Raw genomic sequence first — 14,311 nt, 5'->3', positions numbered from 1 at the left:
TCATTACCTCGCGGCACGTGATAGCAACCGTTCAAAGGGCGTCGATGACGGGAGCCCTTAACAGTGCCCGAAAGATCCTCTCAATATCTTCAGCCGTCGCTGCACAGAATTCCTGATCACGCTCTCGAATCGCGTCCATTGCTTCGTTGAAGTTTGGTTATCTGCCCCTGCCTCTTGGATGAGACGGGTGGGTACGATCATCCAGTTTCTGGCCGATCCGAATGTCCACTCGACCTGTTTGGGCGCTTCCCGCACGGCCGAATCGAACACCGTCTTCAGCTCCTCACGAGGTTCGGTGTAGCGCCACCCGACGAATGCAACCTGGAGATAGCCATTAACGGGATGCCGCTCCACCGGTGACCTGAACCACGCCACATCGCCAAACCGGCTCAGCACCTGCCTTGCCCGCTCGTTGCGCTTCATACCTGCCCCACCTGCCGGTCTCAACGCCGCCCCCACGCGGGCGACATCATGTAGTCCGCTTTTTCCGCATGCCTTTCGCCCCATCATTTGTCAGCCTCAGCACCCGTTCGCAGTCACCAAGAGGGACCAGAACGCCGGCAAGTTGGCGCGCCGGTGCAGGTCGCGTCCCTTCAGCTGCTCTTGGTGAGCAGCTCCACAAGACGCCCTTCGTCGCAGGTCCGGACAGTCGCGCACGTCAGACCTCCACGACCGCTACGTCGTACTGCGGAATCCAGCGGTTCCGGGTGACCAGCGCCAGCCCCTCGGCCTGCGCCTGCGCAATCAGTATCCGGTCGAAGGGATCGGTGTGCACCATCGGCAGCCGGCCTGCCCGCACGCCATGCGCGGCCGTGATGGGAAGTGCCCTGAACTGGAGATCCCGTACCTGCTCGGCCAGGTCTCCCGGGCCTTCGAAGCCGCCGAGGAACTGCTTGACGGTGATCTCCCAGGGAGACACCGCGCTGACGTACACGGCGGGTTCGGTTTCCAGGAGTTCCTTGAACGAGGCTGACAGCTGAGGCGAGTCCGCAATCCACCACATCACCACGGGTGTGTCGAGCAGAAGCCGCATCAGCGCATCCCAAGGGCGTCGGCCACCGAGGCGTGCGCGTAGTCGAAGTCGGCGGGGATACGGATACGGCCCCGGAGCGAGCCCCGGCCCGGCCGCCGCACTTGCGGCCGTGGCGGCAGCGCCCTCTCCACCGGCCGGCCCGCCTTACTGATCACGACCGGTCGGCCCCCGACCACCTGCGCCAGCGTGCCCGTGAATCGCGGGTCCTGGTTGTGCACTTGGCGCCGGAGCAACCTCTTCCACAGCGCCCTCACGGTGAGCTCACCGGACCGGTCGGGGCCGCCGTTCGTACGGTCAGCGGCTCGGCCGCGTGCAGCCGTAAAGCCGGGCCCCCGTCGCTCAGGACGATGACGACCGCCAGCCCTCCCGACGCGTATCGCTCGCTCCGGACCGCGCGGACCGTGTGCCAACCGCCCCACACGCGTACGCATTGGCCGGGCTGGACGGATACCGCCGCGATCTGCGCCTCGGCGGGGGCGAGGCCGGCCCCGGGTGCCAGCAGCTCCGCCCAGACCGTCTTGCCGATCCCGGCCCGGCGTTCGTCCACGCCCCAGCGGTGGGCCAGGGTCTCGACGAGCAGGAGACCGCGTCCCTCGCTGTCCAGCTCGCCGGGCCGTTGCACCTCCGGCCGGCCCGCGCCCGCATCGCTCACCTCCAGCCGCAGGAACTCGCCCCTCCCCCGGCACTCGATGCGTACGCCCACCATCCGGTCCCCGGGGACGGGCACCCGTACCGCGTTGGTCACCAGCTCGGAGAGCACCAACTCACCGTCGTCGGCCACTGATTGACCGGCCCGCCACTCTCCCAGCTTGGCGCGGAGCGCGGCTCTCGCCCTGGGAACGCTGCTGCGGCAGCGGGTCAGCCTGAAGATCACTTCGTTCGGTGTAGTCACGGCAGCCCCAAGAAGGTCGACATCGGCCGGAATCCCCTGGTGGGATGGGCAGTTCATGTCGTGCGGCACCATCCCTGTGGCCATCAGAATGGACGAGCAGCATGCGAATCTGCAACGTTGCCGACCGACATCATGCCGATATTCCCTCTTTCGAGTAACCTCACCTCCTCCGAGCCGTCACTTTGCTAAAGGTGTTCTCATGCCTGCGAAGCGCACCACTGCCACCCCATCAACCGTTCTTGGACGCCAACTCGGCGATGAGCTGCGCCGACTGCGGGAAACCGCGAAGCTGACCACCGCCCAAGCGGCAGAGGCGCTCGACTGCACCAAGGGCAAGATCAGCCGCATCGAGAACGGCCGCGTCGCGGTGCGACTGCCTGACCTGACCGCGATGCTGCATGCGTACGAGGTATCCGATCAGGAGATCCGCGATCGCCTGAGCGCACTGGCCCGCAAGGCCAACCGCAGGCGTCGGGAGGGGTGGTGGAACCAGTACGGGTCGGTCCTCGCCGACACCTACCGGGACTACATCGCCCTGGAGGCGATGGCGGGTTCGATCCGCACCTTTCAGGCTCAGCTCGTTCCCGGGCTGCTTCAGACGCCCGAGTACATTCGCGCCGTGACCGTAGCCTCCCGGCAGTGGGAGACAGCGGATGAGATCGACAAGTTCGTCCAAGTGCGCCTGGCTCGGCAGGAACGCCTGTCGGACGAGCAGCCGTTGCACGTGTGGGCGGTGCTTTCCGAGGCCGTCCTCCTCCAGCAGGTCGGGGGCTCGGAAGTCATGAACGCGCAGTTGAATCACTTGTTGGCCAGCTCCGAGAACCCCAACGTGACCGTGCAGGTGCTGCCGTTCTCCCGTGGAGCCCATGCGAGTATGTTCGGCCCGTACGTAGTGCTGGGATTTCCCGAGGAGGGGGCGCTCGACGTGGTGCTGGCCGACAACCCGTCGGGCTCCATGTGGCTGGAGCGGGAAGAGGATGTCTCCCGCTACCAGGACCTGTTCGACGCCGCGCGTACGTCCGCGCTCTCCCCGACAGAGTCCCGCGCTGTCATCCATCGCCGGGCCAAGGAGCACAGAGCATGAGTAGCGCACACCGCAGTACGCCGGACCTCTCGGGCGCGAGGTGGCGCACCAGCACGTACAGCGGTGGCAACAACGAGTGCGTCGAGGTGGGGCACAACGTGCCCCACCTCGTCCCCGTCCGCGACAGCAAGCGCCCCGCCGGCGCCGTGATCGTCTTCGGCCCCGACGCCTGGCGCACATTCATCGGCAAGCTGAGCTGAGTCGAGGGCCGCTCGCATCCATGGCAGAGTCTGCGCCGCCGTGATCGGCGCGGGCCGCAAGCCGAGGCGTCGCATCGCGGATCTGATGATCGCGGCGGTTGCCATCGCCGAGGAGCTTCCGCTGTTCACCACGGACCCGGACGGCTTCAAGGGGCTGCATGACCTCCTCACCGTGGTGCCGGTGATGCGCCCCAAGGTTCTCCACGAGCGGTGACAGGCGGGGTGTGCCCCGGCGGGGGGCGGCGCCAGGGCATTTCCGGTGCCGCCCCTGCCCACGCTCAGCCGACCGGCAGCCCCGGCGCCGGGTACCCGTCCATCAGGGCCTTCACCTCGGCGCGGACCGCCGTGATGGTGGACTCGTCGCCGGTGCGGGCCGCACCGACCACGCGGTCGATCCAGCCCGCGACGGTGGCCATCTCGGAGGCGGGGATGGAGCGTGAGGTCAGGGCCGGGGTGCCGATGCGGATGCCGGAGGGGTCGAAGGGCTTGCGGGGGTCGTACGGGACGGTGTTGTAGTTGACGACGATGCCGGCGCGGTCCAGGGCCTTGGCCGCGGTCTTGCCGGGGACGTCCTTGCTCGTGAGGTCGATCAGCAGCAGGTGGTTGTCGGTGCCGCCCGAGACGAGGTCGAAGCCGCGGGCCGCCAGTTCCTCGCCCAGGATGCGGGCGTTGGTCACGACGTCGTGGGCGTAGGTACGGAAGTCCGGCGTGGCGGCCTCGTTCAGTGCCACGCCGATGGCCGCCGTGGTCTGGTTGTGCGGGCCGCCCTGGAGGCCCGGGAAGACGGCGCGGTCGATGGCGCGGGCGTGTTCGGCCCGGCTCAGCAGCATCGCGCCGCGCGGGCCGCGCAGGGTCTTGTGGGTGGTGGTGGAGACCACGTCCACGTGCGGGGCGGGTGAGGGGTGGGCGCCGCCGGCGATCAGGCCGGCGATGTGGGCGATGTCCGCGACGAGGACCGCGCCCACCTCACGGGCGATCTCGGCGAATCCAGCGAAGTCGATCTCGCGGGGGACGGCGGTGCCGCCGCAGAAGATCAGCTTGGGGCGTTCGGCGAGGGCCAGGTCGCGGACCTCGTCCAGGTCGACGCGGCCGGTGTCGCGCCGCACCCCGTACTGAACGCCGTTGAACCAGGTGCCGGTGGCCGAGACGCCCCAGCCGTGGGTGAGGTGGCCGCCCATGGGAAGCGACATGCCCAGCACGGTGTCACCGGGCTTGAGGAAGGCCAGGTAGACGGCGAGGTTGGCCGGCGAGCCCGAGTAGGGCTGCACGTTGGCGTGGTCCATGTCGAAGAGCGCCTTGGCCCGCTCGGCCGTGAGGGTCTCGACCTGGTCGATGATCTGCTGGCCCTCGTAGTACCGCTTGCCGGGGTAGCCCTCGGAGTACTTGTTCTGGAGCACGGTGCCGGACGCTTCGAGCACGGCTGCGGAGACGTAGTTCTCGCTGGGGATCAGGCGGAGGGTGTCGGCCTGGAGCTGCTCCTCGGCGGCCACCAGTGCGGCGAGCTCGGGATCGGCTGCCGCCAGGGCGGGGTGGCGGGGGTGCGAGGGTGCGGATGTGGTCACGGGGGTCCTCCCGGGTCGGTCGCATGGCTGCGGCGTGGACCCGGATGCCCAGGCGGACGGCTCTCCGGCGATGACGCCCCCGGGCAGGCCCGGGGTGTGCCGCTCCCTCGTGGTCGATTCCACTGAGCACCCCGTCAGGGGGTGCGCGCCAGTCGCAGCGCTTCACAGCCTACTGGGCGGCAGGCCCGGAAGCCCGGAATTCCGGCCTGCCGGGGAGGGCGGCTGCGACAGTCGGCGCTCCGGGCCATCCGGATCTATCGGGAGCCACCCGGCGACAACGCCCGATCTTCGGCCATTCGGCGTGAACTCTCCTCGCCGACAAGCACCTTGGTCGATTCTTGGCAAATACATGCCCCCTGCATGAGGCGTTCCTCGCCAGAGTGGCGCATTACATGTGCACATCATTCGGCGCATGCGCCACACGCGCGACCCACATCGCAGGGGGTTACTTTGAGAATCAGCCGCGCCCGACGACGCGCCGGGCTGAGCATGGCAGCGACACTGCCGCTGCTCGCCGGTGCGCTCGCCCTCGGGATACCCAACGCCAGCGCGGACTCCGCGCCGAGCGGACGGGACGCGCTGCAGGGCACCAAGCCGGCCTGGGCCACCGCCACGGCCGACCAGGGGGCCACGGCCGACAGCGCGAAGGTCGCTGTCCGGGTTCATCTCGCAGGACGGGACGCGAAGGGGCTGGCCGCCTACGCGGCCGCCGTCTCCGACCCGCAGTCGCCGTCGTACGGGAAGTACCTGAGCGCCACGCAGGCACAGGCGCGGTTCGGGGCCACTCAGGACCAGATCGACCGGGTCAGCCAGTGGCTGGAGTCCAGCGGGCTGACCGTCACCGGCGCCAGCCGGCACTACGTCTCGGCCACCGGTGAAGCGGGCCAGGCGGAGAAGGCGTTCAGTACCCAGCTGCGCAACTACCGCAAGGGCAGCCGTACCTACCGCGCTCCGGGCTCCACCGCCTCCGTGCCGGCCGCGCTGAGCGACGCCGTGCTCGCCGTCTCCGGCCTCGACAACGCACCGCACAAGTCGAGTCACGACGAGGTGCTGCCGCCGCCGGACGCGGTGTTCCGCAACTCGGGGCCGTTCTCCTCGTACTTCGGGTCGAAGACCGCCTCCACCCTGCCGAGCGCCTACGGGGCCAAGGTGCCGTACGCGGTCAAGGGGTACACCGGCAAGCAGCTGCGCGCCGCGTACGGGGCCGGCAGCTTCACCGGCAAGGGGGTGACCGTCGCGATCACCGACGCGTACGCCTCCCCCACCATCGCGGAGGACGCCGCCGAGTACGCGAAGCGCAACGGCGACGCGCCCTACCGGCCCGGGCAGCTCAGCCAGGTGCTGCCGGACGACTACACGAAGACCGAGGAGTGCGGGGCCTCCGGCTGGTACGGCGAGGAGACCCTCGACGTCGAGGCCGTGCACGCGGTCGCCCCGGACGCCGGCATCGTCTACGTGGGCGGCGCGTCCTGCTACGACAACGACCTGCTGGACTCGCTGAACAAGGTCGTCGACTCCCGGCTCGCGGACATCGTCTCCAACTCCTGGGGCGACATCGAGGCCAACCAGACCCCTGACCTGGCGCTCGCCTACGACCAGGTGTTCAAGATGGGCGCGGTCGAGGGCATCGGCTTCTACTTCTCCTCCGGCGACGACGGGGACAACGTCGCGTCCACCGGCACCAAGCAGATCGACGTCCCCTCCAACTCCGCCTGGGTGACCTCGGTCGGCGGCACGTCACTGGCCGTCGGCAAGAACGACACGTACCAGTGGGAGACCGGCTGGGGAACGAAGAACGCGCTCCTGGCGGCGGACGGCAAGAGCTGGACCGGCTTCCCCGGCGCCTACACCTCGGGCGCGGGCGGCGGCACCAGCTCCACCGTGAAGCAGCCGTTCTACCAGCGCGGCACCGTGCCGGACTCGCTGGCGAAGGCGAACGGGAAGACCCGGATGCGCACGGCCCCGGACATCGCGGCCGTCGCCGACCCGAACACCGGCTTCCTGGTGGGCCAGACCCAGACGCTGCCGGACGGATCGCTGGGCTACGACGAGTACCGCATCGGTGGTACGTCGCTGGCGGCGCCGGTCATCGCCGGTGTCCAGGCCCTGGCCCAGCAGGCGCAGCGCGGGCGTCCGATCGGTTTCGCCAACCCGGCGATCTACGCCCGCTACCACACCAAGGCGTACCACGACGTGACGGACCACCCGCTGGGTGCCGGACGTGATCTCGCGGTCGCCCGAGTGGACTTCGTCAACGGGTACGACGCGGTGGACGGGCTGCGGACCTCGGTGCGGAGCCTGGGCAAGGACGCGTCGCTGTCGGCGGTGCGGGGATACGACGACGTGACGGGTGTCGGCACGCCGGCCTCCGGCTATGTGAGCTCGTACCGCAGGCGCTGAGTCCGGGCGCGGGACGGGGGCGGCCGAGCGGCCGTCGCGGGGCCGAGGCCCCGTGGCGGCCGCTCGGGCCGTCTTCGGTACGCGGGTGGCGAGGTGCTCCGGCCGCTGTCTCCGTGGCCGGAACGACTCGGTCACGCGGAGGCCTTTTTGCGCGAGGCGGCCTTGGTCCCGCTCTGCTTCTTGGCCGCCGTCGTCTTCTTGGCCGCGGCACTCTTGGACGCGCCGGCCTTCGACGCGGTCTTCTTCGCGCCGGACCGGCTGCTGGACGCGCTCTTCTTCGCCGCCGGTTTGCTCGAACCCGCCGTGGACTTCTTCGCCCCCGAGGACTTGGGCGAGGAGGAAGCTGTCCGGGCCCCGCCGGACCCGGCGCGCGACACCGACTTGCCCGTGGGGGTCTTGCGGGTGGTGGAGCCCGATGCCTTGCGGTCCGCGATCGAGGTGACCTTCGCAGGCGGCGCTTCCTCCTCGTCCGCCCCGCCCTCCTCCTCGCCGCGGGCCTCCTTCGCCGCCCGGACGCTGCTCTCCAGGGCCGCGAGGAGGTCGATGACCTTGCCGCCGGATTCACCGGACGCGGCCGGCTCCAGTACCTCCCCGGAGGCCTTGGCCGCGATGAGCTCCTCGACCGCCTCGCGGTAGTCGTCGTGCAGCGAGTCCATGTCGACCTCGCCGAGCGTGTCCATCAGGGCGTCCGCGAGGTCGAGTTCGGCATCCCGGACCGACACGTCGCTCTCCGGGGCCACCCCCTCGGGAGCCCGGATCTCGTCCGGCCAGAGCAGGCCGTGCATCGCGATCACGTCGTCGACCACACGCAGCATCCCCAGGCGCTCCCTGCCGCGGAGCGCGTACTTGGCGAGGGCGACCTTCTGGCTCCGCTTCAGGGCCTCACGCAGCAGCGTGTACGGCTTGGCGGCCGGCACACCGTTGGCGGAGAGGTAGTACGCCGCGTCCATCTGGAGTGGGTCGATGGAGTCGGCGGGCACGAAGGCGACGATCTCGATCGTCTTGGCGGTGGGCAGCGGCAGCGAGCCGAGGTCCTCGTCGGTGATCGGGACGAGCGAGCCGTCCGCTTCCTCGTACGCCTTGCCGATGTCGGCGGCGGTCAGCTCCTCGCCGTCCAGTTCGCACACCTTGCGGTAGCGGATCCGGCCGCCGTCGGTGACGTGGACCTGGCGGAAGGAGATCGAGTGGTTCTCGGTGGCGTTGACCAGCTTGATCGGGATGCTCACCAGCCCGAACGAGATGGCGCCGTTCCAGATGGACCTCACCGTTCACCCCTTACGTGCCGTGCACCCGTATTGATCCTTATTTCGTGTGATTCTTATCGTATGACGCCGATCACAGTGGTGGAGGGGCGGCGGCTGTCGCTCAGCAACCTGGACAAGGTGCTGTATCCGGCCACCGGCACCACCAAGGGCGAGGTGCTGCACTACTACGCGGCCACGGCGGCCGGGGCGCTGCTGGCGCATCTGCGGGACCGGCCCCTGTCATTCCTGCGCTATCCGGACGGGCCGGAGGGGCAGCTGTTCTTCACCAAGAATCCGCCGCCCGGTACGCCGTCCTGGGTACACACCGCCCCGGTGCCGCACCACGAGAAGGAGCAGGCCCGGCAGGTCGTCGTCCAGGATCTCGCCTCGCTGATGTGGGCGGCCAATCTGGTGGTGGAGTTCCACACCCCTCAGTGGCGGGCCGATACACCGGGTCTGGCCGACCGGATGGTGTTCGACCTGGACCCGGGGGCGCCCGCCACGGTCGTGGAGTGCTGCGCGGTCGCGCTCTGGCTGCGGGAGCGGCTGGCCGCGGACGGACTGGAGGCGTACGGGAAGACGTCGGGGTCCAAGGGGCTGCATCTGCTCGTACCGCTGGAGCCCACCGCGTCCGAGCGGGTGTCGGCGTACGCGAAGGCGCTCGCCGTCCAGGCCGAGCAGGAGCTTCCGGAACTGGTGGTGCACCGGATGAGGCGGGCGCTGCGGCCGGGCAAGGTGTTCGTCGACTTCAGCCAGAACGCGGCGGCGAAGACGACCGCCACCCCCTACACACTGCGCGCCCGGGCCGAACCGGCCGTCTCCGCGCCCGTCACCTGGGCGGAGATCGAGGAGTGCAGCAGGCCCGGGGAACTGGTCTTCCTGGCCGGTGCCATGGCGGAGCGGCTGGAGCGGTACGGCGATCTGCTCGCACCGCTCACCGAGCCGGACCGGGGACGGCCGATTCCGGACACTCCGTAGGGCTCCCGTGGCCGGGACATACCGCATCGCCGCAGGTGTTGTCATGTCCAAGGGCAAAAGGCGGGATGGGGCGGGTGGATTGTCCGAGCGGTGGTGCACACTCTGCGCAGACACTGCTTCGTGGGAAACCGTGGGGAGGCGATGGCGTGTTCGCGGGGATCGACGAGGTCGACTGGGCCTCGATGGAGCATGCCTACGGGCCTGCCGATGATGTGCCGGGGCTGCTTCAGGGCCTGGCTTCCGCCGATCCGGCGGAGCGCGAGGCCGCGCTGGACGGCATGTACGGGGCCGTCCACCACCAGGGTGACGTCTACGCCTGCACGCTCGCCTGCATCCCCTTCCTCTTCGAGCTGGTCGTCGATCCGGCGGTCCCGGACCGCGGCGGCATCGTCGAGCTGCTGACCAGCATCGGCGGCATCGACATCGACGAGGAGGACATCTGCGGGGCCGAGGACGAGGCCGAGGCGAACTACGCGATGGCGGCGGCGGCCGTCAGCGCGGGCGCCGAGGTCTTCTTCGCGCTGATGGCCGACGAGGACCCGGGGGTACGGGTCTCCGCCCCGCTGGCGCTGGCCACCCTGCACGGCAGTCCGGCCCGCGTCCTGACCCTGCTGCGCGAGCGGCTGACGGTCGAACCGGACGACGAGGTGCGGCTCGCCCTGGTCGAGGCCGCGGGGCGGGTGGCGCTGCGCCACGGCCCGCTGACCGGGCGGATCGCCGACTGGTTGAGCCGGCTGGCGGCCGAGGCGAATCCGCCGGGGCTGCGGCTGGCGGCCCTTGCCCAGCTGGCGCGGTGCGCGCCCGAGGCACTGCCCGGCGACGTGGTGAGGGTGGTGGCGGGTCTGCTGCGGCAGCTGCGCTCGGGCCCGGAGTACCGGGAGGGCCCGCGGGAGCCGGAGGCCCCCGAGCCCGGGTCCCGGACGCTCGCGGCGGGGGCGCACGGCGATCTTGATCCCGCCGCCGAGGCCGCACCGGTGACCCTGGTGGGACAGCTGCGGGCGCTGTCGGCCGAGGAGAGGACCGGGCGTACGGCGCCCTGGACGGCCGATTTGCTGCGCACCCTGCATGTCGGCCTCGACGACCGGGTCGCCGACCGGACGGCGCTGCTGACGGATCAGCTGTGCAGCCCCGACCCGGGTCAGCGCATCGATGCCGTCCGGATGAGCGGCGGTCTCATCCGGGCCTGGCGCGGTTCCTACGGGGAGCTCGTCCGGCTCGTGGGCGAGCAGCTCACCTCGGACGAGCCGAAGCTGGCCGAGGCCGCCTCGCACGTCCTGGAGGAGCTCTTCGGCCTGGCCGTACCTGCGGCGGACGCGCTGGCGGCCCGGGTCGCGGCGGATCCGGGTGCCTGGGTGAAGGAGTGGGCGAGCGGGCCGCCGGGGCTGGGCAGCGCGGTGAAGGCCCTGGCCAGGCTGGGCGACGCCCGCGCCCTCCCCGCGCTCGCGGCGGCGCTGGAGCGGGCCGAGGTGCCGCACGACGTGGGGTTCACCATCGGGTATCTGGGGCCTGCCGCCGCACCGTTGGCCGGCGTGCTGCGCCGCCGGCTGAGCGAGGTCGGGCTGGACGAGGAGGCGTACGACCGGGCGAGTCCGCTGCTCGCCGGGCTGACCGCCCTCCGGGCGGGCGAGGCTGCGCCCGAGGTGCTGCGGATCCTGCGCGGGGCGCCGGAGTACCGGGGCGAGTGGCTGCGCACGGCGGCGCTGCGGGCGCTCGGCTCGTTCGGGCCCGCGGCACACTGCGCGGTCCCGGAGCTGCGGGCGCTGATGCGCCGCCCCGGGACGGCGGGGGCCACGGAGGCCGCCGAGACGCTCTGGGCCGTCGACGGGGATGCCGGGGCGGTGCTGCCGGTCCTGATCGAGGGGCTCCAGGCGGAGCACGCGCGCGAGCGGCGGGCGGCGGCGAGCGCGCTGGGCCGGCTCGGCGCGCAGGCGGCGGTTACCGCGCCGCGGCTGCGGGCGCTGCTGGGGCACGAGGAGCTGTGGCTGCGGGTGGACGCGGCGATCGCTCTGTGGGAGGTTTCCGGACGGGCCGAGGAGTCCGTTCCGGTACTCCTCGCGGCCTGGGAGAAGAACCGTCATGTCAGGGTTCGGGTGGCCGAATGCCTGGCGCGGACGGGGGCTGCTGGTGCAGGGTCGGACGCGGCACTCGTGCTGCACGCCGAGCTCGCCTCCGTACGCCGTCACAACGCGATGGACGGCGGATGCGGCAGCCACGACACATACGAGGACGAAAAGCTGCTGGCGCTCTGCCGCCGGGCGCTCCTGGGGAATACGGGGAAGGGACCCACAACATGATCATTTTCGGTACGCGAGGCTATCTCTACCAACTGGCGGTCCTGACGCTGGTCTGCGGCTGGTGCGGGAATCCGGCCGCGCACACCCTGCGCAAGCGGGTGACGAAGTTCACGCTGTTCTTCGTACCCCTGTTCCCCTTCTCGACGAAGTACGCCACCCAGTGCACCTTCTGCGGCGGCGAGCAGAAGATCCCCAAGGAGCAGGCCGATCAGCTGCTGGCCCAGCACGTGGCCTCGCAGGACGGGAACCCCTTCGGCCAGTCCCAGCAGCAGCCGGGATACGCTCCGGGCACGCAGGGCCAGGGGCAGGGCCAGAACCCGTATCAGCAGTAAATACGCATAAGAGACTTCCTTCCGAATAAGGTCTACGGAGCCGGGGCCGTGCGCACACACGTGCGGTCCGGCCGGCCGTCGGAACGGGAGGAAGACATGCGTCCGCAGCACCGGACGGGGCGCCGCGCGGCTGCCGCCGTCGCCACTCTCACCGGCGCCGCGCTGCTGGCCGGCTGCGGCACCGGCGGCGAGCTGAGGAGCGCCGGACAGGCCACGGCGGCCATCGGTCCCGCCCACCTCTGGCCGGAGCTGCCGCCCGCCTCCGCCGCCCCGTACGACTACGGCGAGGGCGAGACCGCCCACATCCCCGGGATCACCGTCCCGGGCGGCGATGTGCACCGGCTGGATCCGGTGGCGGTGGTGCAGGCGGGGCTGAGCGCCCGTCCGGACCGGTCCAGCGGCACGGCCGCGCTCCCCGCCGAGACCGTACGCCGGATCAACGCCTGCCGGACCGCGCCCGCGACCTGCCCGGTACTGAAGCCGTACTTCCGCGATCTGACGGGCGACGGCCGGGACGAGATGGTCCTCGGCATCCAGCTGGCGAACCGTCAGCTCTCCGTACGCGTCTACATGCCCGAGCCCGGCGGACTCACCCGGATCATGTCGACGTCCGATGCCGTGATCAGCGTGGAACTGGCGGGCCGGGACCTGATCATGCGGGCGCCCTCCGCCATCACGGGGTACGAGTACCGCACGGCCTGGTCCTGGGACGACCAGCAGCGCGCCATGCTGCCCACGCAGGACGAGATCCTGCGGATGACCCCGCGGGCCGACCCGGGCCGACGGCACACCGCGAGCGCCCGGCCCTCCGCGCGGCCGACCACCGGGGCGACCCCGCCCCGCACCGCAGCGCCCACCGCACAGCCCACCGCGGCCCCCTCGGCGGCCGTCACCGCGGAGCGCCGGTGAGAGGCCGGCGGACCGGCGCGACCCGGACCCGCCGCCCCCGGCGGAGGCTGCGCCTGCCCGCCTGGACCGCGACGCTCACCTGGAAGTCCGCGGTCTTCATCACCGTGATGTGCTGCGTGCTCGCCGCCCTGCTGGGCGTACTGGTGCACACCGCGGTCACCCGGCAGACGGTCGGCCACGCCCGGGAGAAGGCGCTGGCCCGGCTGGAGGACGTCACCGCCGCCTACGAGGCGGGCGGGGCCCTGCCGCCGCGTTCCGGGATCGACCCGCCGGGGCTGCCCGCCTCGCTGCGCGCCCTGGCGGTGGGCGGTGAGCGGGGCACCATGGTCGCCGACCACGGCGGCCGCCCCACGATGTGGGCCGCCGCCCCGGCCGACGGGCACGCCCTGGCGACGCGGATCGACTACAGCCAGAACGCCCGCACCATCAACGGCCTGGACGGGGCGATCGTCGGCTCCGCACTGCTGGCGATCGGCGCCACCCTGCTCGTCGGCGCGTTCTCCGTCACCCGGGTCACCCGTCGGCTGCACCAGACCGCACGGGTGGCCCGCCGGATCGGCGCGGGCGATCTGGACGCCCGCGTCAACGACCCCCGCACGGCCGACCCCTCACGACGGCAGGACGAGGTCGCGATCGTCGCCGGGGCGCTGGACACCATGGCCTCGGCGCTCCAGCGCAAGCTCGTCGCCGAACAGCGCTTCACCGCCGATGTGGCACACGAGCTGCGCACCCCGCTGACCGGCCTGTCGGCCGCCGCCGAACTGCTGCCGCCGGGCCGCCCGTCGGAGCTGGTGCAGGACCGGGTCCGGGCGATGCGTGCGCTGACGGAGGACCTGCTGGAGATCTCCCGGCTCGACGCCCGTACCGAACAGGTCGACCTCGATGTGCACGAACTGGCGCCGCTCGTCGAACGGGTGGCGCGCGCCTCGGGTCCCGGCACCGAGGTCAGGGTCGCCCCGGACGGACCGCCGGTACGGGTGGAGACGGACAAGCGGCGGCTGGAACGGGTGCTCGGCAATCTGATCGGCAACGCACACCGGCACGGCCGCCCGCCGGTGGTGCTGACGGTCGACGGGCCGGTGGTCACCGTTCGCGACCACGGCGATGGCTTCCCCGACTATCTGATCGCGGGCGGCCCGCAACGCTTCCGGACGGAGGGCGGCGCCAAGGGGCACGGCCTCGGGCTGACCATCGCCGTCGGGCAGGCGGAGGTGATGGGCGCCGGACTGGCCTTCGAGAACGCCCCGGACGGCGGGGCGGTGGCCCGGCTGACGCTGCCGGAGTACGTACGCCTGGACGACGACGAGGAGCCGTCGGACTCCACCGCCGACGGCTGACGGCCGGACGACACCCGGCCCCACGAACTCCCACATCATGACATAA

Annotated in this window: 14 protein-coding genes, 1 pseudogene and 1 riboswitch; of the genes and pseudogenes, 9 read left to right on the top strand and 6 right to left on the bottom strand. The window is 71.2% G+C overall.

The features are described from left to right. Positions 1-57 precede the first annotated feature (57 nt). The 4 genes from SH922_RS27375 to SH922_RS27360 all read right to left on the bottom strand — a co-directional run bounded on the left by SH922_RS27375 (position 58) and on the right by SH922_RS27360 (position 1,907). Positions 58-423, bottom strand: a complete 366-nt coding sequence (locus SH922_RS27375) for a hypothetical protein (RefSeq protein WP_393060485.1) — start codon at positions 421-423, stop codon at positions 58-60. Between the two features lie 235 nt (positions 424-658). Then, entirely contained in the window at positions 659-1,033 is a 375-nt protein-coding gene (locus SH922_RS27370; RefSeq protein WP_393060484.1) for a type II toxin-antitoxin system VapC family toxin, read from the bottom strand. After that, on the bottom strand, positions 1,033-1,251 hold the full coding sequence (locus tag SH922_RS27365; protein WP_393060483.1) for a type II toxin-antitoxin system Phd/YefM family antitoxin: 219 nt from the start codon (positions 1,249-1,251) through the stop codon (positions 1,033-1,035). The genes SH922_RS27370 and SH922_RS27365 overlap by 1 nt, the downstream gene beginning before the upstream one ends. 32 nt (positions 1,252-1,283) lie before the next feature. Beyond that, complete coding sequence (locus SH922_RS27360) at positions 1,284-1,907, bottom strand: ATP-binding protein (protein WP_393060482.1); 624 nt, start codon at positions 1,905-1,907, stop codon at positions 1,284-1,286. Between the two features lie 217 nt (positions 1,908-2,124). Here SH922_RS27360 and SH922_RS27355 point away from each other — a divergent pair, with 217 nt between their 5' ends. From SH922_RS27355 to SH922_RS27345, 3 genes and pseudogenes are all read left to right on the top strand, one after another. After that, complete coding sequence (locus SH922_RS27355; protein WP_393060481.1) at positions 2,125-3,009, top strand: helix-turn-helix domain-containing protein; 885 nt, start codon at positions 2,125-2,127, stop codon at positions 3,007-3,009. Then, positions 3,006-3,209, top strand: coding sequence for a DUF397 domain-containing protein (locus tag SH922_RS27350; RefSeq protein WP_393060480.1), 204 nt, complete (start codon positions 3,006-3,008; stop codon positions 3,207-3,209). The genes SH922_RS27355 and SH922_RS27350 overlap by 4 nt, the downstream gene beginning before the upstream one ends. Next, positions 3,208-3,423: pseudogene (locus SH922_RS27345) on the top strand (VapC toxin family PIN domain ribonuclease); the annotation flags it as partial. The gene SH922_RS27350 and the pseudogene SH922_RS27345, both read left to right, overlap by 2 nt. Positions 3,424-3,487: 64 nt before the next feature. Here SH922_RS27345 and glyA read toward each other — a convergent pair. Continuing rightward, positions 3,488-4,771, bottom strand: coding sequence for a serine hydroxymethyltransferase (gene glyA / locus SH922_RS27340; RefSeq protein ID WP_393060479.1), 1,284 nt, complete (start codon positions 4,769-4,771; stop codon positions 3,488-3,490). 39 nt (positions 4,772-4,810) lie between these two features. Further along, a riboswitch (ZMP/ZTP riboswitch) is annotated at positions 4,811-4,937 on the bottom strand. 323 nt (positions 4,938-5,260) lie between these two features. On the opposite strand from glyA, the gene SH922_RS27335 reads away from it, so the two are divergent. Next, positions 5,261-7,171, top strand: coding sequence for a protease pro-enzyme activation domain-containing protein (locus SH922_RS27335; protein ID WP_393060478.1), 1,911 nt, complete (start codon positions 5,261-5,263; stop codon positions 7,169-7,171). Between the two features lie 131 nt (positions 7,172-7,302). Here SH922_RS27335 and SH922_RS27330 read toward each other — a convergent pair whose 3' ends face one another. Beyond that, on the bottom strand, positions 7,303-8,436 hold the full coding sequence (locus SH922_RS27330; protein ID WP_393060477.1) for a Ku protein: 1,134 nt from the start codon (positions 8,434-8,436) through the stop codon (positions 7,303-7,305). Positions 8,437-8,496: 60 nt separating this feature from the next. On the opposite strand from SH922_RS27330, the gene ligD reads away from it, so the two are divergent. The 5 genes from ligD to SH922_RS27305 all read left to right on the top strand — a co-directional run bounded on the left by ligD (position 8,497) and on the right by SH922_RS27305 (position 14,265). Then, positions 8,497-9,393, top strand: a complete 897-nt coding sequence (gene ligD, locus SH922_RS27325) for a non-homologous end-joining DNA ligase (RefSeq protein ID WP_393060476.1) — start codon at positions 8,497-8,499, stop codon at positions 9,391-9,393. A gap of 146 nt (positions 9,394-9,539) precedes the next feature. After that, positions 9,540-11,687 (top strand): HEAT repeat domain-containing protein, encoded by a 2,148-nt coding sequence (locus SH922_RS27320; RefSeq protein ID WP_393060475.1) that lies wholly within the window; start codon positions 9,540-9,542, stop codon positions 11,685-11,687. Further along, positions 11,684-12,019: a zinc-ribbon domain-containing protein gene (locus tag SH922_RS27315; protein ID WP_393060474.1), complete on the top strand. Its 336-nt coding sequence runs from the start codon at positions 11,684-11,686 to the stop codon at positions 12,017-12,019. Before SH922_RS27320 ends, SH922_RS27315 begins: the two co-directional genes overlap by 4 nt. A 96-nt stretch (positions 12,020-12,115) precedes the next feature. Further along, entirely contained in the window at positions 12,116-12,928 is an 813-nt protein-coding gene (locus tag SH922_RS27310; RefSeq protein WP_393060473.1) for a hypothetical protein, read from the top strand. After that, positions 12,925-14,265, top strand: coding sequence for an ATP-binding protein (locus SH922_RS27305; RefSeq protein ID WP_393060472.1), 1,341 nt, complete (start codon positions 12,925-12,927; stop codon positions 14,263-14,265). Before SH922_RS27310 ends, SH922_RS27305 begins: the two co-directional genes overlap by 4 nt. Positions 14,266-14,311: the final 46 nt, after the last annotated feature.

Source organism: Streptomyces sp. LN549, assembly GCF_043203805.1.
Classification (GTDB): domain Bacteria; phylum Actinomycetota; class Actinomycetes; order Streptomycetales; family Streptomycetaceae; genus Streptomyces.
Note: the sequence above shows the minus strand (reverse complement) of the source record. Positions and strands in the feature narration are given on the sequence as shown.

Excerpts from the sequence above, each read along its gene's own strand:
- SH922_RS27310 (WP_393060473.1), top strand. The coding sequence starts at position 12,116 with ATGCGTCCGCAGCACCGGACGGGGCGCCGCGCGGCTGCCGCCGTCGCC.
- SH922_RS27375 (WP_393060485.1), bottom strand. The coding sequence starts at position 423 with ATGAAGCGCAACGAGCGGGCAAGGCAGGTGCTGAGCCGGTTTGGCGAT.
- SH922_RS27315 (WP_393060474.1), top strand. The coding sequence starts at position 11,684 with ATGATCATTTTCGGTACGCGAGGCTATCTCTACCAACTGGCGGTCCTG.
- ligD (WP_393060476.1), top strand. The coding sequence starts at position 8,497 with ATGACGCCGATCACAGTGGTGGAGGGGCGGCGGCTGTCGCTCAGCAAC.
- SH922_RS27350 (WP_393060480.1), top strand. The coding sequence starts at position 3,006 with ATGAGTAGCGCACACCGCAGTACGCCGGACCTCTCGGGCGCGAGGTGG.
- SH922_RS27355 (WP_393060481.1), top strand. The coding sequence starts at position 2,125 with ATGCCTGCGAAGCGCACCACTGCCACCCCATCAACCGTTCTTGGACGC.
- SH922_RS27370 (WP_393060484.1), bottom strand. The coding sequence starts at position 1,033 with ATGCGGCTTCTGCTCGACACACCCGTGGTGATGTGGTGGATTGCGGAC.
- SH922_RS27335 (WP_393060478.1), top strand. The coding sequence starts at position 5,261 with ATGGCAGCGACACTGCCGCTGCTCGCCGGTGCGCTCGCCCTCGGGATA.